The organism is Ralstonia soli (genome assembly GCF_023955655.1).
GTDB classification, from domain to species: domain Bacteria; phylum Pseudomonadota; class Gammaproteobacteria; order Burkholderiales; family Burkholderiaceae; genus Ralstonia; species Ralstonia soli.
Window position 1 is genome coordinate 69,595 of record NZ_JAMXHT010000007.1, and the last position, 20,432, is coordinate 90,026.

Here is a 20,432-nt window from a genome sequence, read left to right on the forward strand (position 1 = left end):
TGACTCCCACATCATGAGTGAAATTGAAAAGTTCAAGAACGAGGTCCGGGAAAACATCCAGTCCCTAGGTCAGGATACGGATTTGCAAGAACTTTCCCGCCACTGGGCACTCAAGGCGAGCGCGCACAAATACACCTATAACTTCCGCTGGCTGGGACGCCCAATCATTCAACACCCGCAAGACATCCTGGCGATGCAGGAGTTGATCTGGGAGGTCAAGCCGGACCTGATCATCGAAACCGGCATCGCGCACGGCGGCTCGATCATCTTCTACGCGTCCATGCTCGAATTGCTGGCCCAATGCGGACACGGTGACGGTCTGGTGCTGGGCATCGACATCGACATCCGCCAGCACAACCGGGAGGCAATCGAGGCACACCCGATGCACCGACGCATCCAGATGCTGCAGGGCTCCAGCATCGACCCCGCCCTCGTTGAGCAGGTCCGGCAGATTGCCGCCAGCAAGCGCACCGTGATGGTCGTGCTCGATTCAAACCACACACACGACCACGTCCTGGCCGAATTGAACGCCTACGCACCACTCACCAGCGTGGACAGCTACTGCGTCGTGTTCGACACCTTTGTGGAAGACACCCCCAAATCGGCCTTCCCCGACCGTCCGTGGGGCCCGGGCAACAACCCGAAAACGGCCGTGCATGCTTACCTGCGGGCACACCCGGAATTTGCCGTCGACAAGGCGATCGAGCACAAGCTGTTGATCACTTCGTCGCCCGATGGCTTTCTTAAGCGCGTCAGCTAAGCATTGGAACGGAACCCGAAATCATGTCGAGCCCCGCTGACGTCATTACGCTGAGCATCTGCATTCCGACCTACAACCGAGCACGCTATCTCGATCAGCTGCTCAAGACGCTGGTCGACGACATTCCCGCGCTGGAGTTCAGCTACGAGATCGTGATCGGCGACAACGGCTCGACCGATCACACGCCCGAGGTGGTGGCTCGCCACACCGGCGCACTCAATATCCGCGCCTACCGCAACCCGCGCAACATCGGCCCCTACGAGAACCAGCGCAAGATTTACCAAAGCGCCCACGGCAAATACTGCCTGTACCTAGCCGATGACGATCTGCTGCTCATGGAGCAGATCAACGAGAACATCCGTACCCTGGAGAACAACCCCGGCGTGAGCGCAATCTACGCGCCGTGGGTGATGTACGACCGCGTGCGCGACGAGACCAGCTCGGCGTTCTACCAGCTGGATCAGGACTACCTGATCCAGCAGAATGACCACGCTGCGATGATGGCGCTCCTGCTCACGCGCCATATCTTTCCCGAGATCTATATCGCGCGGCGCGAATGCTTCCCTCTGCTCTACTTCGCCTACAACGACTACGCTTACTGGGCGTTCGTGCACAGCGCCGAGATTCTCAGTCGCGGCGCGATCCTCTTCAGCGCCACGCCGTACTACCGGGTCGTCACCCAATATTTTGACGACCACGTGCGTGTGCAAGCCGGCACAGAGGAAGTCAAAGTCTCGTGGGACCGCTACCGCGGTGGTCTGGAATATCTCTTCAATAAATTCAACAGCAGCCTGACGCCAGAGCAGAAGACCCAGTGGTTCGACGCCATCAACCAGTTCATCCGGATACGCATGAATGTTGCGCTGCGCATCCGGACCTTCGAGAACACCAGCCCCATCGACAACTACTACGTCGCCAACCGGCTGCGCGGGCTGGGCGATGGACAGGACTTACCGGTGCACTACGACTTCTACCGCGTCAACGCCGCGTTGGAATATCTGAACGCGCTGGACCCGTTCGTGAACGGCGCGACGCGCTTCGCGTACTTCCGCAGCCGGCCGCTGAGAATCCTGCCGCTTGCCCAGAAGTTTGGCGAGCTTGAATTTACTGCATTGGAAGACGGCCAACTCCCCACTGAGCCCACCGTCATCGTGACGCCGCACGGCGATGAACCAGGCCGGCCTGTGAGCAACTGTCACGATCACCTGGTCTTCACCTCGGAGCTAGACCTCATCTCCATGTTCCCCTAATGCGCCGACCACCCGACGCCTGCGCGCCTGTGCCCACACCATGATCGAGATCCATCCCAGCGCTTCTGTCTCCCGTCTCGCCGACATCGAAGATTCGGTGCGCGGCACCCGTATCGTCGTCGGCCCGGGCGCGCGCATCGATGCGTTCGTCAAGATCAAGCCCGCCGGCGGCAGCGGCGATGTGATCATCGGCGAGCAGTCCGTCATCAACTCCGGCTGCGTGCTCTACACCGGCAACGGCATCCGCATCGGCACCGGGGTTGCGGTGGCGGCCAATTGCACGCTTGCGCCAGTCAACCACGCATATCAGGATCGCGACACACCCATCCGGCAGCAAGGCTTCCTGCCGAGCAAGGGCGGCATCGTCGTGGAAGATGACGTTTGGATCGGGGCGAACTGTGTACTGCTCGACGGCGCAGTGCTGCGCCGGGGCTGCGTGATCGGGGCGGGCAGCGTGGTACGTGGGGAGGTCCCCGCCTATGCGGTAGTGGCCGGCAGTCCGTTGCGCATTGTCGGGCAGCGCCAATGACGCACACCTATACCATCCTGGGCGCCAGCGGTTTCATCGGCCAGCACGTGGTGCGCGCCATCCGCGCCGCCGGCGGTACGTGCTTCACCCCTCGGCGCGACGCACCGGAAGTCTTCGAACGCGATCTGGGCCACGTGATCTATTGCATCGGGCTCACCGCCGACTTCCGCCAGCGCCCGCTTGACACGGTGCATGCGCATACCGGATACCTGGCCCGCGTGCTGGAACGCGCCCGCTTCGACAAGCTGGTGTATCTGTCTTCCACACGGCTGTATGACGCGCTGCCGACCTCCACCTGCAGCGAAGACACCCCGCTGCAACTGGACCCGGCCAACCCACGCCACCTGTATGACCTGTCCAAGGCGCTGGGAGAAAACCTCTGCCTGACCGCCGCCGATGGCCGCGCCAGCGTCGCGCGACTGTCTTGCGTGTATGCACAGGCATCAGGCGCACCGGGCTTCCTATCGGACCTGCTGGCACGCTTGGCGCACGCACGCGCCGTGCATCTGAACTCCTCCTCTGGCTACGTGCGGGACTACGTTCACGTGGACGATGTGGTTCGGGCGTTGCTCCGCATGCTCGAGCAGCCCGCGCCCGGCATTTACAACGTCGCCAGTGGGGAGAACCTCTCCAACCAGGCGCTGGCCGACCTACTGCGCGCGCATGGCTACACGCTCACGCTGGCGCACAACAGCGCGCGCCAGCCGATGCCTGTTTGCGATATCACTAAGCTCAAATGCGCGCTGGGGGTCGACCCAATCACGGTCGGCGCCTTTCTGTCGCGCCATCTGCGAACAGTTGAACATGGGTCTGATTAACCATTGCGCCACACCCAAACGGGTTGGCAACCAGTCATGTCGAAACCATCCTTGAGCCCTGCTTCTCATCACCGGCTACCGACTTTGGCGCTGGTCGTCATCGCCCGCAACGAGGCAGCCTGCATCGAGCGCTGCCTGATGAGCGCTAAGCCCTTTGTCGATCGCATGGTTGTACTCGACACCGGGTCGACCGACAACACCGTGGCAATTGCGCAGGACTGTGGCGCACAGGTTGGGCACTTCACCTGGATCAATGACTTCTCGGCAGCCAGAAATGCGTCATTGGATCTTGCCAATGCCGACTGGAATCTGGTCATGGACGCAGACGAATGGATCGAAAGCGGTGGCGAAGCATTGCGTAGCGTCTGCAGTGGCAATCCCGTGATTGGCGTCGTGTGCCAACGCAGCGACTATGAAGTCTTCGGATCGGTCGAGAGAAAAAATACTTGGGTTTCACGGCTGCTGCCGCGTGGCGTTCGCTATGAGCGACGCATTCATGAGCAGCCCGTGTCGTCGTTGCCGCGCGCACGGCTGCCGCTTGTGCTCAGCCACGATGGCTACCTCGACGCAAAAATAGAAAAGAAGCTCGACCGCAATGTCAGCCTCTTGCTGGAAGAACTGGCCGACCGCCCTGATGATCCTTATGTGCTCTATCAACTCGGCAAGGATGCCGAGGTCATTGCCGAGGATTTCGCAAGAGCGAGTGACTTCTATACACGGTCGGCGGCGCTTGTTCCCAAAGACGCCGCGTACCGTCACGACCTGTGCGTCCGGTTGCTGTTTTGCCTAAGCAAATCGGGGCGATTGGAGGATGCCATTACCCGCTCCGGCGAGTGGATGGAAGACTGGTCGGAATCGCCCGACTTCTTCTTCACCGTGGGCATGCTGATGTTTGACGCCGCCGCGGCCCAGCCGAAACAGGCTGACGAGCAATGGCTCCCCATGGCCGAAAACGCATTCTTGCGGTGTCTTGAGATCGGCGAGCGCCCGGAGCTTGATGGTGTGGCCGGACGCGGCAGTCACATGGCCGCACACAATCTGTGTGTCATGTACCAAACACAAAGCAATACCGCGCGGCTTAAATCAAATTACTACCTCGATTTAGCGCGCAAATTAAGAACGAATGCTGAAGCCATCTAAAAACCCGTGCAAGGGGCCGTTAACCCAGAGTAGTGTCAGCCCCCTTCTGTAGGTCGAAAGCGAACATCATGTCAAAAAGGCATCATCACGGCCCCTATCCCAGTTTGGCACTCGTCGTCATTGCACGTAACGAGGCCGGGTGCATCCAGCGCTGCCTGATGAGCGCCAAACCGTATGTCGATCGCCTGGTGGTGCTCGACACCGGTTCCACCGACGACACCGTGGCAATCGCTCAAGCCTGCGGCGCAGAGGTCGGCCATTTCACCTGGATCGACGATTTCTCCGCGGCCAGAAATGCGGCATTGGTCTTGGCCAACTCCGACTGGAATCTGGTCATGGACGCAGACGAATGGATCGAAAGCGGTGGCGAGCATTTGCGCAGCCTATGCACCGCCACGCCTTACATGGGCGAGGTGTGTATCAGCAGCCATACGTTTCACGAGGACATCAAGATACAGGCCAATTCGCAGATCATTCGCTTGTTGCCGCGCGGGGTGCGTTATGAGCGGCGCGTGCATGAACAGCCGGTGGCACCGTTAGTCCAAAAGCGGGTGCCGATCGTCTTCGGGCACGACGGGTACACCGATGAAAAGGTTGAGAAAAAGCGCGGCCGCAATACGGCCCTGCTGCTCAAGGAACTCGTGGATCACCCGACTGACCCGTATGTGCTGTTCCAGTTTGGAAAGGACCTCGAACAAACCACTCTGGATTTCACCAGGGCTGCCGATTACTACGCACGCGCCCTCGAACTCACTGCGCCAAATGCGCCCTATCGGCACAATCTGTGCATGCGGCTCCTGTTTAGCCTGAACCGTGCGGGCCAGCTGGACACGGCCATCACGCGCGCCGGCGAGTGGATGGATGAATGGGCTGAATCCCCAGACTTTTTCTATCAGGTGGGGATTCTCATGACCGACGCGTCAACCAAATACCCCGACCAAGCATTGTCGCAATGGTTGCCAATGGCTGAGCAGGCGTTCCTGCGCTGCCTGGAAATTGGCGATCGACCAAATCTGGATGACAGCACGCTTGGCGTCGGCAGCCACTTCGCCGCCGAACGGTTGGCTGATGTCCACCAGCGACGTAGCCATTACCTTGCCAACAAGGCACATTATTACCTCACGCTGGCGGAGGAGCTCAAGCGCGGCGCCGCAACCACACCGTCGGCCGCAACATGAAATGCATCGGGGATCGACGGGGTGATGCGGAACACGCATATCGCATCTTTTAAGCGACGGCTGAAGCGCTTGTACGAGCCCTACACGGCGGACGCCCCAATTCCGATGCCGTCCGTGGCAAGATTGGCATCCCCTTGTCCATGGTCACGCGCCAAACGTTCGCACGCAGCACTGTCGCCCGCGCGCCGAGACCATTCCCCGGGAGTGCTCCGTGACCGACGCGCTGGCGCTTGATCAACAGCTTTGCTTTCCGCTCTATGCCGCCGGGCATTTGATGACGCGGCTTTACCGCCCGCTGCTCGATGAGCTGGAGCTGACCTATCCGCAATACCTGGTGATGCTCGCGTGCTGGCAACAGTCTCCATGCGCCGTGGGCGATCTCGGGCGCACGCTGTACCTCGATACGGGAACATTGACGCCGCTGCTCAAGCGGCTGGAAGAACAAGGACTGCTGACGCGTACGCGCGATCAAGACGACCAGCGTCGCGTGATCATTGCCCTGACCGATGCCGGGCAGGCGCTACGCGGGCGTGCCACCAAGGTGCCGGAAACACTGATGTGCCAGATTCCGCTGGAACCGGCAGAGATCGGCGCCACGCGTAATGTACTGCATAAGCTGCTGGATGCGCTTGCGGCAGCGGAAGACCGCGCTTAAGGCTGCTGCCGCACCGGCGCGCTTCAAACTCGGCGCGCTTGTTCAATAGCGCGCCATGGAGTCATACATCTGGCTGGCATTGTTGGCACGGCGCGCCGTGTCGATGCGCTTCTGCAGCCGGTCCAGACGCGGGTGCACGATGGCACGCACGCGGGCGTCGTCCTCCAGGATGCGCGTGAGCAGCGTGCGCTTGCGCTCCAGGTCCGCATGCGAGAGTTGCGGATGCGGCTCGGCGCGACGAAGCATCTCCACATACTGCGCACCCTCGCGCTCGAGTTCACTGACCACTTCCCAGTTACCCACTTCGGCGGCGCTGACCATCTCGGCGGTGAGATGCGCAATCGCCTCATAGCAGGCGAACAGACTTTCGCTGTCCTTGATGGGGAATTTCCGGAACATGTCTGTTGATCTCCGTAGTAGGCCGGAAAGATTCGAATGGACGCTGTCTGTTGAGCTAGCTGACAACATTCAAATGACGAGTGGGTACCGCTGCGGCCTGGTTGCCCTGACCGATTGCAAGCCATGCTTCTTGGATCGGCGCAAGCAGCCGGTCGACCTCCTCCAGCATGGCCTCGTCGTTGTTGATGTTAGCCAACGTGAGACGTCGCAGCATGTAGTCGTACAGGCTATCGAGCTGCTGGGCGATTTCGCCGCCACGCTGCGTGTCCAGACTGGCCCGCAAGCCTTGCCCGATGATAGAGACGGCCTTGTCGAATGCACGCACCTTCACCAGCACGTCGCCCGCGCGCGTTGCCAGCAACGCCTGGTTGATGGCTGAGCGCGCGCCTTCAAACAGCATGGCAATCAGCCGATGCGGGTTGGCATCGACCACCGACGTCTCTATACCGATTTTTGCGTATGCCCCAATGGCGCGTTGAGCTGCGTACATGAGAGGTTTCCTTGTCTTAGCGATCTTAGTTGGAACACCGATACGTCAAAGCGTGGAGATACGGCGTCTTTACACGTTACTTCGAAGATGGGCTCGTACCATTGGTCTGAGCGGCGAGCGCGGCGAGTTGCTGCGTTAGATACGACTGCGTCTGGCTCATGCTTGCCACCAGCGACGAGAGCGAGTTGAACTGCTTCAGGTACAGCGCCTGCTGCTGGTTCAACTGGTTCTGCATCGTGCTGATGCGGTTGGCCAGCGATGTCAGGGTGCTGTTCAGCGAGTGCTGCTCGTTCTGAACCATGCCGTTGGAGGCGAGCAACGTGGTCGCGGTCGTAAAGAATTGCGATGCGTAGCCGCGCTGCACCGTGACCGTCCCACGGCTACCCAGCGCCCCGCCGTTGACCTGCAAGGTCAAGCCAGCCACAGCCGAACCGGTGGCGCCAAACAACTGCTGCCCCGACGAGGTCGCCGCGACGCCATTGATCGTGCCTTGAACATCCACCCCGGTGGTGCTGGTGGGGCTACCACCGAACAGCGACGATGCTGCATTGCCCGAGACCGCGACGTTGGAAGTCGAACCGTACTGGTTGTTGCCGATGGTCAGCACGCCGTTGGCGTCGGCAGAAACATTGGCCGTGAGTTTGTGCGCCTGCAACGCGGCAGAGCCGTTGATCAAGCTCTGAAGCTGCGTGGCCAGCCCGCTGGCGGAATAGGTACCAGGTGGAATCGTCAGCGTAACCGGGGTGTTGCTGATAGTCACGTTCAGCGTGTCGTTTACGCCTTGCGTAATCGTGGTACCGGCTGCAGCCGAGCCGGTGAGCGCCCCTTGCGTGGCCAGTTGCGTGACGTTGATGGCATAGGTACCGGCCTGCGTCGTCTTCGCATACGCGTTCACACCAACCAGGGAATCCGTTGCCGTACCGGACTGCGCAAACAGCCGGGCGACCGCCGTAGGCGCCGTGGTAACGGCCGTTTGGAGCGCAGCAGAGTTCACCTGCATGGTGCCATCCTGCGCCAGCGTGATGCCAACGCTGCCCAAGGAAGAATACGAACCTGACCCGATCGCCTGGTTGAGCACGCCATTGACCTGCTCCACCAGGAGCCGCGTGGACGCATCGAACGCCAGGGGACCATTGTTGGCGCTGTTGCTGGTATCAACCTTGGTCGCCGCATTGAGCGTGGACTTCAGCGCGTTGTAAGCGCTGACGAAATTGTTGACCGCATTCACCGCCGCACTGGGGTTGTTCGCCACCGAAACGGTGGAACTGCCGGTGCCGGTCAGGGCGAGCGACATGCCCGGAATCGTGCCGCTGAGCGTGTTGGTCGGGCTCTGCACCTGCAGGCCGTTGATGGTGGCCACGGCGTTCTGCCCCGTGGTCACCTCGCTCATGTTCTGCGTGCCGGCCGGGTCTTGGCCCAGCAGCGATTGCAGTGCCGCGTCGCCCGAGACCGAGATCTTCATCTCGGAATTAGAGCCCCCGGCGGTTGAGGTCAGGGTCAGGCGATAGGGCGTGCCGGAACCATCATTGACGATACTGGCCTGCACACCGACATGGGCGGCGTTGATGGCGCTGGCAATCCCTTGCAGCGTATTGTTGGACGCGTTGATGGTGACGGTGCCGGTTGGCAGGTTGGCGTTGGGCGTGAATGTTGCCCCGCTGTATGCACCACCGGAAAACGTACCGCCCGAGACCGAGCCGAACGAAAACGAGATTGTCGTCGCAGCACCGCTGCCGATGGCAGTGCTGGTACTGGTCTGTCCTTGCGCCACCAGCGTTTGCGACTGGGCAAGCTGACTCACGTTGACCGCGTACGTGCCGGCCGACGGCCCCCCCGTCACAGACGCACCTACCACGGATGTATTCGAACTGCTCGCCTGCATAGCCGAGTAGCCCGACGTAAACGACAGCCCCGCCATCGCACTCTGGAACGTATACAGGGCGCTCTGCAATGACCCCACCGCCGACAATTGCGTCTGGTAAGAGGTCTGCTGCGCCTGCAGGTTGTTCAGCGGAATGGCCGCCACCTGCATCAGGCCCGACACGAGTGAGCTAAGGTTCAGGCTTGTGCCGGCACCGGGGTTGGCAAGCACCTGGGCAATGCTGGATGCAGCCGAACTGGCCGCATTGGAAGACGTGGCGGATGTAGTCGTCATGATCGAGGCGCTTCTAAGCGCGTATCGCTACGGGCATCGTTTGGAATAACGGCCGCTTTCCCCGCTTCTTTAATCGTTTGAGCGATCTGCCGCCGGCGCCGCTTAAGCAGAAAAAAAGCCGGGGCGCCTATTAAGGTGTCCCGGCTTTTTTTGTCCGCGTGAATCCATCAGAATTCACGCGACTCTCACCTATTAGCCCTTGAGCAGGCTCAGGATGCTGTTCGGTGCCGAGTTGGCTTGCGCCAGCATGGCCGTACCCGCTTGCTGCAGGATGTTCTGGCGGGTCATGTTCGACGTTTCCGACGCGTAGTTCGTGTCAGTGATGGCCGACCTTGCTGCGTTCAGGCTGATATTCACCGACGTCAGCGTGCTGACGTTGGAGGAAATACCTTGCAGTTGAGCACCGATTGCTGCGCGAGCCGTCTGAACCGAGGCCAAGTCCGCATCAACCTTGTTCTGCGCCGTCGTACCGTCAGCGCCACCGGTGTTGGAGGTGATTTGGCCAGCAGCCGAAGTAATGCTGGCGGTCATGTTCATGGTCTTAGCGACGACCGTGTCGTTCGTCGCGGACTGGCCAGTCTGGAACGTGACACCGGTGGCAGCCGCTGCGGTGAACAGCGAGTTGCCGTTGTAGTTAGCGCTGGTCTTGATCGCCGCGTTGGCACCAGCCAGTTGGTCATACACTGCGCCCAGGTTTTGCAGGTCAGCCGTACCGAGCGAGCCATCGTTGGCCTGCACAGCCAATTGGCGCATTTGCTGCAGGTTGTTTTCAACCTGGCCCAGGTACGAGTCGGCCGTTTGCAGGTACGAGCTGGCGTTGTTCGCGTTGGCGATACCCTGGTTTTGCGAGTTGATCGTCGTGGTCAGCTGCGAAGACACGGCATAGCCAGCCGCATCGTCCTTCGCGCTGTTGATGCGCAGACCGGTCGACAGGCGTTGCAGCGACGTTTGCAGCGCGCTCTGCGAGTTGTTCAGTGCTTGCTGCGTTTGCAGGGAGGAAAGGTTGGTATTGAGGCTGAGCATGACGGCTCCTAAGTTTCCCGATGGTTGAGCGCCCGAAGGGGTCGCGGGTTCCGGCGAGTGGCCAGCAACATGACCTGCAACTTGAAGGGGATCAGGTCCGTTGTACTCAGGTTATCGGTGGCCTCGGCAAAAAGTTTAGGGCCAACTTGACAAATTCGTGCGCGATGGGCGGTTTGGGGTTTCGGGGCACCGGCCCGGCGCCTCTCCGCCGAAAGAGGCGCCGGGCCATCTTCTGGGCAGGAAGGCACTCGGCTATACTCGATCGACCCAACCCGAGGCGCCCGGGATTTCCCTATATAGAAGCGCGCCACCGCACAGATGGGGAGTTGCAAGCGCGCCGACATGTCGCAACGACCTGGCGGCGGTGATCAGAGCGCAATGCGAGCCGCTTGAGCGCATTTGTGCCCGTTTGACCTGCAACACCCGCCATGCTGAATGTCCTGATCGTCGAACCGCACGATATTGCCCGTGTCGGCCTGCGCCAGATCCTCAAGGATTCGCGCCTGGCCCGGCAGATCGAGGCCGTGCCGGACCTGCGCGACGCCAACAACGACCTGCTCACCCAGCGCGAGTGGGACGTCATGCTGTTCTCGGTCGAGTCCGCCACCGGCGATGAATTCCAGACCATCAAGGCGGTGCGCCAGCAACATGCGCGCCTGGCCGTGCTGGCGCTGGGTCGCCACCCTGAAGCGCTGCTCGCCGTACGGGCGCTCAAGGCGGGCGCCGCCGGCTACCTGCCGATGGATGCCAGCCAGCCGCAGCTGCTCGCGGCCGTGAACGCCATTTCCAAGGGCAAGAAATACCTGCCCTCCGACCTGGTGGAGGTGCTGGCCGACAACCTGAACGTCGATTGGGACAAGCCCCGCCACGACATCCTCTCCGACCGCGAATTCCAGACCCTGCGCATGCTGGGCTCCGGCCGCACGCTGGGCGAGATTGCCGAGGCGCTGCAGATCAGCGTCAAGACGGTCAGCGTGTATCGCGGGCGCGTGCTATCGAAGATGAAACTGCGCAACAACGCCGAGCTGACCATGTACGTGGTCAGCAACAGCCTGCAGCTTTGAAGGCGCTATAAGAACCGCGGGGGGCGCTCGCCGTAGCGGCGCGCGTTCTCGCGCACGAAGTCCTGCACCGCTGCCGGTTCGAGCGGCCGCGTGAGCAGGTAGCCCTGGAACTCGTCGCAGCCGATTTCACGCAGGAACTCCAGCTGGCCGGCGGTCTCCACGCCTTCGGCCACGGTCTTCATGCCCATGGCCTGCGCCATCATGATGATGGCCCGCGTGATGGCCGCGCGCTCAGCCACGTGCGGCAGGTCCTGCACGAATGACCGGTCGATCTTCAATGTGTCGATCGGAAAACGGTGCAGATACGACAGCGACGAATACCCGGTGCCGAAATCGTCCAGCGCAAGCGACACGCCCATCGCGCGCAGCTCGGTCAGCAGCGCATGCAATGACGGATCGTCGCGAATCAGGATGCCTTCGGTCATCTCCAGCTCGACCGCGTTGCCCGGCAGGTTGCTGGTGGACAGCGCCCCGCGCACCATCGCGCTCAACTGGCCCGAGCTGAACGCCTGGCCCGAGAGATTGATCGACATACGCAGCTGCGGCAGCCCGATGCGGCGCCAGCGCGCCAACTGCTCGCAGGCGGCCCGCAGGATCCAGCGGTCGATCTCGACGATCAGGCCGGTCTCTTCGGCGTCCTGGATGAACTGGCCAGGCATCATGCGGCCGAAGTCGGCCGAATTCCAGCGGATGAGCGCTTCCACACCGACGATGCGGCCGCTCTTCACGTCCACGCGCGGCTGGTAGTCGGCATAGAACTCGTTGCGGTCGCTGGCGCGGCGCAGGCCCGATTCAATGCGGAAGCGGCGTGAGACACGGTCGTCCAGATCGCTCGTGAAGGTCTGGAAATTGTTGCGGCCGCGCTCCTTGGCCAGGTACATGGCAGCGTCGGCCTTGCGCAGCAGCGTGTTCGGGTCGTCGCCGTCGTGCGGTGCCACGGCAATGCCGATCGACACGCCCAGATACAGTTCCTGCCCCTCAATATGGAACGGTGCGCTGATGGCCGCGAGGATGCGCTCTGCCACGCGCCGCGTGCCCAGGCCATCGAGCGCTTCGAGCATGACGACAAACTCGTCCCCGCCCAGGCGGGCGACGGTATCGGCCTCTCGCGCGCAGGCCTGCAGGCGGGCGGCCACTTCGCGCAGCAGCATGTCGCCAAACTGGTGGCCCAGCGTGTCGTTGACGTTCTTGAAGCGGTCCAGGTCCAGAAACATGACCGAGACCCGCGAATGATTGCGGCGCGCAATGGCCAGCGCATGCTCCAGGCGGTCTTCCAGTGCGGAGCGGTTCAGCAGGCCGGTGAGCGTGTCGTGCGTGGCCAGATGCCGGATGCGCTGCTGCGCCTCGCGGATCTGCGTGATGTCGACCAGCGACACCAGCACCGAATACGGCGCCGCGCCAAGCTCGGGCGGACGCGGCGATGCCGTCATCGATTGGCCGCCGTCGGCATAGAGCGGCGTCCAGTTGCTCGACACCCACACCGTGCGGCCGTCCACGCAATGCAGCCCGAAAATCTGGTTCAGCTGGGGCTGGCCCTCGGCGAGAACATCGCGATCAGGCCAATCGGCTTCCTGGATGGCCGCGTCAAACTCATCGACGGCGGACGCCACCACAGCGGGCAGCAGGCGCCCTATCAGCGCTTCCACCGGCAACCCCAGCAGCCGTGCGGCACTCGGGTTGGCGTAGGTGACGCGGCGGTCCAGGTCGCACACCAGGATGCCCTCGGTCAGCGCATTGACCATCGACAGCAGGTCAAGCTTCGGGCAGAACCCCGGAGCTGCCCCGCGCGCCGGGCAGTCCGTCGGCAGGCCGCGGGTATCGGCAAGCGCAAAGTCGACGCGGGTAGGCAGGGACAAGGAATTCAAGGCGGCTTCCGGCAAAGGCAACGCAGGTTTTGCAGGGCCGGACGTACCGGCACCTTCTGCCCTCTACATCGGCAAGCGCACGCAAATCTTTCGGGCCGACGTCACTTTTGTGGCACATCGGCTGGATCAAGCGCCGGAAACGTCGCTTCCGTGATCGTTCCCGAGGCCGTTTAGTGATTTATTGGTCACTATTTTAGTGTGCCGCCATCCTCCTCACGGGCTGCAAACCCACGAGATAGGCAGGATTGACCGCGTTTCTTGGCGGAATGAGCTGGACAGGGGTAGGGAAGAATGCCATCCGAGAACCCGACTCTGTGTTTTGCGGCCGTTTTGCGCTGCTCCGCATACGCCGAGGCGGGAAAGCCCACCCCCCCTAGTCCCCCGAGTGATCCCCATGGCCGAAGCCGCTGCTGCCACCACTGCCCCCGCCCCCGCAAAGGGCGGCTCCACCAAGCTGCTGCTGATCATCCTGATCGTGCTCGTGCTCGTCGGCATGGGCGGCGGCGCTGCCTGGTTCTTCCTCGGCGGCGGCAACCACGCCGGATCCGCCTCCGCGCCGCCCAAGCCCAAGGAGCCGGTGTTCGTGGCCATGGAAACCCTCACCGTCAATCTGCAGCCCGAAGAGGGCAGCGACCGCTATTTGCAAATCGGCGTGACATTCAAGAGCTTCGACAAGCACGCCGAAGAAGAGATCAAGGCCTATACGCCCGAACTGCGCAGCAAGATCCTGATGCTGCTGGCCAGCAAGAGCCCCGCCGAGCTGTATTCGGCAGACGGCAAGTCCAAGCTGTCCAAGGAAATCGTCGAACTGTGCGAACACATCTTCAAGGCTGTCGGCAAGGAATCGCCGGTGGCGGATGTCTTGTTCACCAACTTTGTGATCCAGTGACATGCTCAAGGAAGAGTTTCTTTCCCAGGAGGAGATCGATGCGCTCCTCAAGGGCGTCACCGACGAGGTCGACGAGGAGCCTGCCGCAGCCGACCCCTCCGGTGTACGCATCTACAACCTGGGCTCGCAGGAGCGCATCGTCCGCGGGCGCATGCCCACGCTGGAGATCATCAACGAGCGGTTCGCGCGCAACTGGCGCATCGGGCTGTTCAACTTCATGCGGCGCAACGCGGAGATCTCCGTCGGCCCCGTGAAGGTCCAGAAGTACAGCGAGTTCATCCGCAACCTGGTGGTGCCGACCTCGCTCAACCTGGTACACGTCAAGCCGCTGCGCGGCACGGCGCTGTTCGTGTTCGACCCCAACCTGATCTTCCTGGTAGTCGACAACCTGTTCGGCGGCGACGGGCGCTTCCACATGCGCGTGGAAGGCCGCGACTTTACCGATGTCGAGCAACGCATCATCCAGCGCATGCTGCAGCTCGTGTTCGAGCACTACGCCAAGGCGTGGCAGCCGGTGTACCCGATCGATTTCGAATTCCTGCGCATGGAAATGCACACCGAGTTCGCCAACGTGGCCACGCCCAATGAAGTGGTGGTGACCACCAGCTTCAGCATTGAGCTGGGCAGCAATGGCGGCGACGTGCACATCTGCATGCCCTACACCATGATCGAGCCGATCCGCGACCGGCTGACCTCGGCCATCCAGGGCGAAGCGCTGGAAGTCGACAAGCGCTGGCTGCGGCTGCTGTCGCAGCAGGTGCAGACCGCCGAGGTGGAGCTGATCGCCGACCTGGCTACGGCCAATGTGCGCGTCTCCGACATCCTGAACATGAAGGCGGGCGACGTGGTGCCGCTGGAGCTGGACGACAGCGTGACGGCCAAGGTCGACGGTGTACCCGTCATGGAATGCAGCTACGGCACCTTCAATGGCCAATACGCCCTGCGGGTCAACCGCATGCTGAATATGAGCGGCAGCGAGCCTGCCATGGAGTCTGACGATGACAACTGAACCGACCATGAACCCCGAAACCGCCGCCGACGACTTCGATGTCGAGATGACGATGGAAGAGGCCATGGCCCTGGAAGCGGCCCAGCGCGCCGCCGCCAACCCGGCAACCAGCGCGCCCGCGGCTGCGCCGGTTGACTCCGGCCCGGTGTTCAAGCCCCTGACGGCCGACGGCCTGGGCAGCGCCCAGCGCAACGACATCGACATGATCCTGGACATCCCTGTGCAGCTGACGGTGGAGCTGGGCCGCACCAAGGTGCCCATCAAGAACCTGCTGCAGCTCGCGCAGGGCTCGGTGATCGAACTCGACGCGCTGGCCGGTGAACCGATGGATGTTCTTGTCAACGGGTACCTGATCGCCCAAGGTGAAGTGGTGGTGGTGAATGAAAAGTTCGGCATTCGCCTGACGGACATCATCACGCCGTCCGAACGCATCCGTAAGTTGAACCGCTGAGCTGAACCGTTAAGCCGCACGCCGGCACCCTGACAGCGACCAATGCTCCCCCCGGGCAAGGTGTTGAAATGAACCATGCAGTGGATTGGGCCCGCACGCTTGGCGGGCTGTTTGTAGTGTTGGCGATGATCGTGGCGGCCGGCTGGCTGCTGCGTCGCCTGCAGCACCGTGCGGGCATGGGCCCTGCGGGTCCGGGCCGACGTCGCGGCCAGGTGATCAGCGTGGTCGCGCAGCAAATGCTGGGCGCCCGCGAGAAGGTCGTCGTCGTGGATGTGGAAGGCACGTGGCTCGTGCTGGGCGTGACGCAGCAACACGTGCAGACGCTGCACACGCTGCCGCGCCCGGCGGAAGACACGCCCGCCACGCCGGACGACCCTTCCGGCACCGCCAAGCCGCCCCGCTTTGCGGACGCGCTATCGATTCAGCTCAAGCGCCACCTGACGGGGAAGTCGGAATGAACGCGCGTGCCTTCCTTCGTTGCCTGATAGCACTGGCACTGCTGGGCGCCGCGCCCGCCGTGTTCGCCCAGGCCCAACCGGGCCTTCCGCTGCTCACGGGCACCGCCGGTGGCCAGAGCTATACGCTACCGGTCCAGACGCTGGTCTTCCTTACGTCGCTGGGTTTCCTCCCGGCCATCATCCTGATGATGAGCAGCTTCACGCGCATCATCATCGTGCTGTCGTTGCTGCGCCATGCGCTGGGCACGCAAACCACGCCGCCCAACCAGGTGCTGATCGGGCTGGCGCTGTTCCTCACGTTCTTCGTCATGTCGCCCGTGCTCGACAAGGTGTACACCGACGCCTACGTGCCGCTGCGCGACAACAAGATCACCGTGGAACAGGCCATGGACACGGCCGCCACGCCGCTGCGCCACTTCATGCTCAAGCAGACCCGCGAGCCGGATCTCGCGCTCTTCGTGAAGATGGGCAACATCCCGGCCATCGCCAGCCCCGAGCAGACGCCCATGCGTGCGCTCATCCCGGCCTTCGTCACCAGCGAGCTGAAAAGCGCGTTCCAGATCGGGTTTGCCATCTTCATCCCGTTCCTGGTGATCGACATCGTGGTGGCAGCGGTGCTGATGTCGATGGGGATGATGATGGTCACGCCGTCGATCTTCTCGCTGCCGTTCAAGATCATGCTGTTCGTGCTGGTGGATGGCTGGCACCTGCTGCTGGGCTCGCTGGCCCAGAGCTTTGTGCAATAGCCGGATAAGGAGCCAGAGCACATGACACCGGAATACGTCTTGAACATGGCCCGCCAGGCCATGCAGGTTGCCATGATGGTGGGCGCGCCGATGCTGTTGGTGTCGCTCATTGTCGGCCTGCTGGTGGCGGTGTTCCAGGCCGCCACGCAGCTGAACGAGCAGACGCTGTCGTTCATCCCCAAGCTGCTGGCCGTGGCCGCCACCATGGTGCTCGCCGGCCCGTGGATCCTGAGCGTGATCGTCGATTACACGCGCGATCTGCTCACCAACATTCCCAACTACGTGAATTGACGCAGCCGAGCTGACGTAGCCGCGAATCAGCCCTGAATCAGCCATGATCCAATTCACCGCCGCCCAGCTCAACGGCTGGATCGCCATGTACTGGTGGCCGCTGGTGCGCGTGCTGGCGTTCATCGCCATTGCGCCGCCGTTTGCCAACACCGAGATCCCAACCTCGATCAAGGTGGCGTTTGGCGTGGTCATCACGGTGGCGCTGGCGCCCATGCTGCCCCTATCGCCGGACTTGGCCGGCGTGTCGGTGGGGTCGTACGAGGGGCTGTGGATCACGCTGGTGCAGGTGGCGATCGGGCTGGCGCTGGGGTTTTGCGTGCAACTCGTGTTCTCGGCCATCAGCGGCGCCGGCGAGGTGATGTCGGTGCAGATGGGCCTGGGCTTCGCCTCGCTGCTGGACCCGGCACAGACCGAAAGCAGCATGCTGCTCGGCCGCTTCCTCAGCCTCACGGCCATCACGGCGTTCATTGCCGGTGACGGCCATCTCGTGCTGCTGCACGCCCTGTTCGACAGCTTTACCGCCCTGCCCGTCTCGGCCGCACCCCTGGCCAACCCGGGCTGGCAGACGCTGGCCGGTGGCGGCACGATCGTCTTTGCGCTGGCCGTGCGCATCGCCCTGCCCATCATCGCCATCATGATGGTGGTCAACCTGGCCTTTGCCGTGCTCTCGCGCACGGCGCAGGCGCTCAATCCGTTCGCCGTGGGCATCGCCGCCACGCTGGTGGTCGGGTTGATGCTCGTCATGGTGATGATGACGTCGCTGGCGCCGGTGGTGGAGCGCTCGGTCATGGACGCGCTGGATCTGGGTGGGCGGGCATTCGGCCAATTTGGCACGCGCTGAATTCGCATTTCGCGGCATCCGCCAACGTAAATCGCCCGCCGTTTTACCCCCCCATTAGGTGGTCCGCAATCCGGTTTCAAAATGCGCGAACTCATAATCCCGCAATGACGGCATTGCGTCTTTCCGCGTTCGTCGCGCAAGTGACACGAAGTCACGTAAATGGTTGTTTTCCTGGGGAACTTTTCAGTATGATTCGGCCCGGGGTTGGGAAATAGCAAGCGCTTTGAAAGACAAAATCGGCCACGATAGCGGCCTGCGCGCTTACCCAAATCAATCGAAAACAATGAGAGCGAATCGGGTTCAGGCAACGTCGCGATAATGCGCGGCCGCCGACCCCGCGCCGGGCGTCGCGCAGCAAGGCGGCCACTGGCGGTGCTCCACACGCGAACACCGATATGCCCGATTTGCACTGGACTATCCCGGTTGCTCGCTGGTCCTGCTGGCCTGCCATTGGTTCTGATTCAGCGTCATCTCCAAACCTCGGTTTTATTGAGCCGATGGTGCGGCGCCGTCTGAGCACACTCTCTAAAAATGCCCTCCATGTCGCACACGATTGCGCATCCGACGTGCCCCGCGCGCGCATCGTGTTTGCCTCGCGCCATGGCGAATTGCGCCGCACCGCCGGCATCCTCGCCGACATGGACGACGCGCAGCCCGTTTCCCCCACCGCATTCAGCCTGTCCGTGCTCAACGCCATGAGCGGCGTCTTCGGCATTGCGCGCGGCGACACCTCGCCCGCCATTGCCGTATCGGCGGGCCCCGCCACGCTCGGGCTGGCGCTGCTGGAAGCGCACGCCCAATACGTATCGGACCCCGCCTTGCCGGTGCTGCTTGTCTATGCCGACGAGCCCGCCGACCCACGCTTTGGCGCGGTGGCCGATGAAGTGGAGGATTGCGCTCTTGCCATCCTGCTCGACGCCTCGGCGCCGGCCTCGCTGGTGTGCTCTCACAGTCCACAGGCTGAGGCCCACGACGCTGATGACGGCCTCACCACGCAAAGCCAAGCCGTGCTGCACTGCCTGGCATCCCGCACGTCCAGCACCTGGCGCCATGCAGACAGCGCCTGGACGTGGCAATGGCGCGAGGGCCCATGGCAACCACACTGAGCGCCCGCCTGAATCTGGCATGGCGCCTGGTGGCAACGGGGCTGGCCTTCATCGTTTTCGGCATCTGCGGGGTGCTGTTTTCCATCGTCGTGTTTCCGCTGGCGTGGTTGTGGCCGCACCGCGCCTCGCGCCAACGCACCGTCACATTCGTCATCCACTGGTTCTTCCGCGCGCTGGTACGTGCGCTGCAATGCCTGGGCGTGATGAAGCTGGAGTTGCAGGGCGTGGAGCAACTGCGCGCGGGCGGGCCAGCCATCGTGGTGGCCAACCACCCGACCTACCTCGACGTGATGGTGCTGCTATCGCTCACGCCATCCGCCTGCTGCGTGGTCAAGAACGCACATTGGGGCAACCCATGCTTCTGGGGCATCGTGCGCGCGGCCGAATACATCAGCAATGCCGACCCGACCGAGCTGGTGGAAGCCGGTGCGCGCCAATTGGCTGCCGGTTACACCATGATCATCTTCCCCGAGGGCACGCGCAGCCCTGCCAAGAACCGACTGCACCCGTTCTCGCGCGGCTTTGCGCACATGGCGCTGAACGTGGGCGCCCCCATCCTGCCCGTGCTGATGGACTGCGACCCGCCTGCCTTCACCAAGACCATGCGCTGGTACGACGTGCCGCCCCGTGCGTTCTGCATGAAGGTCGCCGTGCTCGAGCCCGTCAGCGTCGCACAGTACGTGCCGGAGGGCTCGCCGGCGGCATTGGCCGCGCGCGCACTCACCACCGGTATCGAAACCCATATCACCGACCACCTTCTGCAATATGGATTCCTTGAAGCTCGAAATTAAGCAGCTCCTGATCGAGGCGCTCGATCTGGAAGACATGACGCCGGCCGACATCGACGACGACGCCCCGCTATTCGATACCAACGGCATCGGCCTGGATTCCATTGATGCATTGGAAATCGGCATCGTGCTGCGCAAGCGTTATCAATTGACGATTGCCGCCAACGACGAACATACCCGCGAGCATTTCCGCTCGGTGAATACGCTGGCCGCACTGGTCAAGAGCCAACAATAATCGGCCGGGCATTGGCACCGGCAGGTACAGGGAGAAAAGAAAATCATGACGGACATCGAGATCCTCGAGCGCATCCGCGCCATTTTCAAAGAGAACTTCGATATTGCACCCGAGCGCGTCACGCCCGAGGCGCATCTGTTCGAAGAACTGGATCTGGACAGCATCGACGCGGTGGATCTGGCGATCAAGCTGCAGGAAATGACCGGACGTCGCATCAAGCCGGAAGAATTCAAGACCGTGCGCACGGTGGGCGACGTCATCGGCGCGGTCGAATCGCTGCTGGCGGCATAAG

General features: G+C 62.4%; 24 protein-coding genes. 19 read left to right on the plus strand and 5 right to left on the minus strand.

Features of this window, described 5'->3' with window-relative positions:
* Positions 1–13 precede the first annotated feature (13 nt).
* From NG900_RS18870 to NG900_RS18900, 7 genes are all read left to right on the plus strand, one after another.
* Positions 14–760, plus strand: a complete 747-nt coding sequence (locus tag NG900_RS18870) for a cephalosporin hydroxylase family protein (protein WP_252682897.1) — start codon at positions 14–16, stop codon at positions 758–760.
* 23 nt (positions 761–783) lie between these two features.
* Positions 784–2,010, plus strand: coding sequence for a glycosyltransferase family 2 protein (locus tag NG900_RS18875; RefSeq protein WP_252682898.1), 1,227 nt, complete (start codon positions 784–786; stop codon positions 2,008–2,010).
* A gap of 40 nt (positions 2,011–2,050) precedes the next feature.
* Positions 2,051–2,539: an acyltransferase gene (locus NG900_RS18880; RefSeq protein WP_252682899.1), complete on the plus strand. Its 489-nt coding sequence runs from the start codon at positions 2,051–2,053 to the stop codon at positions 2,537–2,539.
* The gene (locus tag NG900_RS18885) at positions 2,536–3,357 is read left to right on the plus strand and encodes an NAD-dependent epimerase/dehydratase family protein (RefSeq protein WP_252682900.1); all 822 of its coding nucleotides are present in this window, start codon (positions 2,536–2,538) and stop codon (positions 3,355–3,357) included. Before NG900_RS18880 ends, NG900_RS18885 begins: the two co-directional genes overlap by 4 nt.
* 36 nt (positions 3,358–3,393) lie before the next feature.
* Positions 3,394–4,497 (plus strand): glycosyltransferase family 2 protein, encoded by a 1,104-nt coding sequence (locus NG900_RS18890; protein WP_252682901.1) that lies wholly within the window; start codon positions 3,394–3,396, stop codon positions 4,495–4,497.
* Positions 4,498–4,565: 68 nt separating this feature from the next.
* A complete protein-coding gene (locus NG900_RS18895; protein ID WP_252682902.1) occupies positions 4,566–5,675 on the plus strand; it encodes a glycosyltransferase family 2 protein in 1,110 nt (369 codons plus the stop codon).
* 211 nt (positions 5,676–5,886) lie between these two features.
* Positions 5,887–6,330: a MarR family winged helix-turn-helix transcriptional regulator gene (locus NG900_RS18900; RefSeq protein WP_252682903.1), complete on the plus strand. Its 444-nt coding sequence runs from the start codon at positions 5,887–5,889 to the stop codon at positions 6,328–6,330.
* A 42-nt stretch (positions 6,331–6,372) separates the two neighbouring features.
* Here the strand turns inward: NG900_RS18900 and NG900_RS18905 are convergent, their stop codons facing one another.
* The 4 genes from NG900_RS18905 to NG900_RS18920 all read right to left on the minus strand — a co-directional run bounded on the left by NG900_RS18905 (position 6,373) and on the right by NG900_RS18920 (position 10,397).
* Positions 6,373–6,729: a flagellar protein FliT gene (locus tag NG900_RS18905; protein ID WP_252682904.1), complete on the minus strand. Its 357-nt coding sequence runs from the start codon at positions 6,727–6,729 to the stop codon at positions 6,373–6,375.
* Between the two features lie 55 nt (positions 6,730–6,784).
* Positions 6,785–7,219, minus strand: coding sequence for a flagellar export chaperone FliS (gene fliS, locus NG900_RS18910; RefSeq protein ID WP_252682905.1), 435 nt, complete (start codon positions 7,217–7,219; stop codon positions 6,785–6,787).
* 76 nt (positions 7,220–7,295) lie between these two features.
* Entirely contained in the window at positions 7,296–9,374 is a 2,079-nt protein-coding gene (fliD, locus tag NG900_RS18915; protein WP_252682906.1) for a flagellar filament capping protein FliD, read from the minus strand.
* A 192-nt stretch (positions 9,375–9,566) separates the two neighbouring features.
* Positions 9,567–10,397: a flagellin N-terminal helical domain-containing protein gene (locus tag NG900_RS18920; protein ID WP_252682907.1), complete on the minus strand. Its 831-nt coding sequence runs from the start codon at positions 10,395–10,397 to the stop codon at positions 9,567–9,569.
* A gap of 428 nt (positions 10,398–10,825) precedes the next feature.
* On the opposite strand from NG900_RS18920, the gene NG900_RS18925 reads away from it, so the two are divergent.
* Positions 10,826–11,461, plus strand: coding sequence for a LuxR C-terminal-related transcriptional regulator (locus tag NG900_RS18925; protein WP_252682908.1), 636 nt, complete (start codon positions 10,826–10,828; stop codon positions 11,459–11,461).
* A 5-nt stretch (positions 11,462–11,466) separates the two neighbouring features.
* Here the strand turns inward: NG900_RS18925 and NG900_RS18930 are convergent, their stop codons facing one another.
* Complete coding sequence (locus NG900_RS18930; protein WP_252683261.1) at positions 11,467–13,203, minus strand: putative bifunctional diguanylate cyclase/phosphodiesterase; 1,737 nt, start codon at positions 13,201–13,203, stop codon at positions 11,467–11,469.
* 517 nt (positions 13,204–13,720) lie between these two features.
* On the opposite strand from NG900_RS18930, the gene fliL reads away from it, so the two are divergent.
* The 11 genes from fliL (at position 13,721) to NG900_RS18985 (ending at position 20,431) form a co-directional block, all read left to right on the plus strand.
* Positions 13,721–14,215, plus strand: coding sequence for a flagellar basal body-associated protein FliL (fliL, locus tag NG900_RS18935; RefSeq protein ID WP_252682909.1), 495 nt, complete (start codon positions 13,721–13,723; stop codon positions 14,213–14,215).
* Position 14,216: 1 nt separating this feature from the next.
* Positions 14,217–15,224, plus strand: a complete 1,008-nt coding sequence (fliM, locus tag NG900_RS18940; RefSeq protein ID WP_252682910.1) for a flagellar motor switch protein FliM — start codon at positions 14,217–14,219, stop codon at positions 15,222–15,224.
* Entirely contained in the window at positions 15,214–15,675 is a 462-nt protein-coding gene (gene fliN / locus NG900_RS18945) for a flagellar motor switch protein FliN (protein WP_252682911.1), read from the plus strand. The genes fliM and fliN overlap by 11 nt, the downstream gene beginning before the upstream one ends.
* A gap of 68 nt (positions 15,676–15,743) precedes the next feature.
* Positions 15,744–16,133 (plus strand): flagellar biosynthetic protein FliO, encoded by a 390-nt coding sequence (fliO, locus tag NG900_RS18950; RefSeq protein WP_252682912.1) that lies wholly within the window; start codon positions 15,744–15,746, stop codon positions 16,131–16,133.
* On the plus strand, positions 16,130–16,879 hold the full coding sequence (fliP, locus tag NG900_RS18955; RefSeq protein ID WP_252682913.1) for a flagellar type III secretion system pore protein FliP: 750 nt from the start codon (positions 16,130–16,132) through the stop codon (positions 16,877–16,879). Before fliO ends, fliP begins: the two co-directional genes overlap by 4 nt.
* A 21-nt stretch (positions 16,880–16,900) precedes the next feature.
* Entirely contained in the window at positions 16,901–17,170 is a 270-nt protein-coding gene (gene fliQ / locus NG900_RS18960) for a flagellar biosynthesis protein FliQ (protein WP_252682914.1), read from the plus strand.
* Between the two features lie 43 nt (positions 17,171–17,213).
* A complete protein-coding gene (fliR, locus tag NG900_RS18965; protein ID WP_252682915.1) occupies positions 17,214–18,011 on the plus strand; it encodes a flagellar biosynthetic protein FliR in 798 nt (265 codons plus the stop codon).
* Between the two features lie 395 nt (positions 18,012–18,406).
* The gene (locus NG900_RS18970) at positions 18,407–19,117 is read left to right on the plus strand and encodes a beta-ketoacyl synthase chain length factor (protein ID WP_252682916.1); all 711 of its coding nucleotides are present in this window, start codon (positions 18,407–18,409) and stop codon (positions 19,115–19,117) included.
* Positions 19,102–19,908 carry a lysophospholipid acyltransferase family protein gene (locus tag NG900_RS18975; protein WP_420804169.1) on the plus strand — a complete coding sequence of 269 codons (807 nt, stop codon included), beginning with the start codon at positions 19,102–19,104 and terminating at the stop codon, positions 19,906–19,908. Before NG900_RS18970 ends, NG900_RS18975 begins: the two co-directional genes overlap by 16 nt.
* Complete coding sequence (locus NG900_RS18980; protein WP_045220295.1) at positions 19,883–20,140, plus strand: phosphopantetheine-binding protein; 258 nt, start codon at positions 19,883–19,885, stop codon at positions 20,138–20,140. Before NG900_RS18975 ends, NG900_RS18980 begins: the two co-directional genes overlap by 26 nt.
* 45 nt (positions 20,141–20,185) lie before the next feature.
* Entirely contained in the window at positions 20,186–20,431 is a 246-nt protein-coding gene (locus NG900_RS18985) for an acyl carrier protein (protein ID WP_252682917.1), read from the plus strand.
* Position 20,432 lies beyond the last annotated feature (1 nt).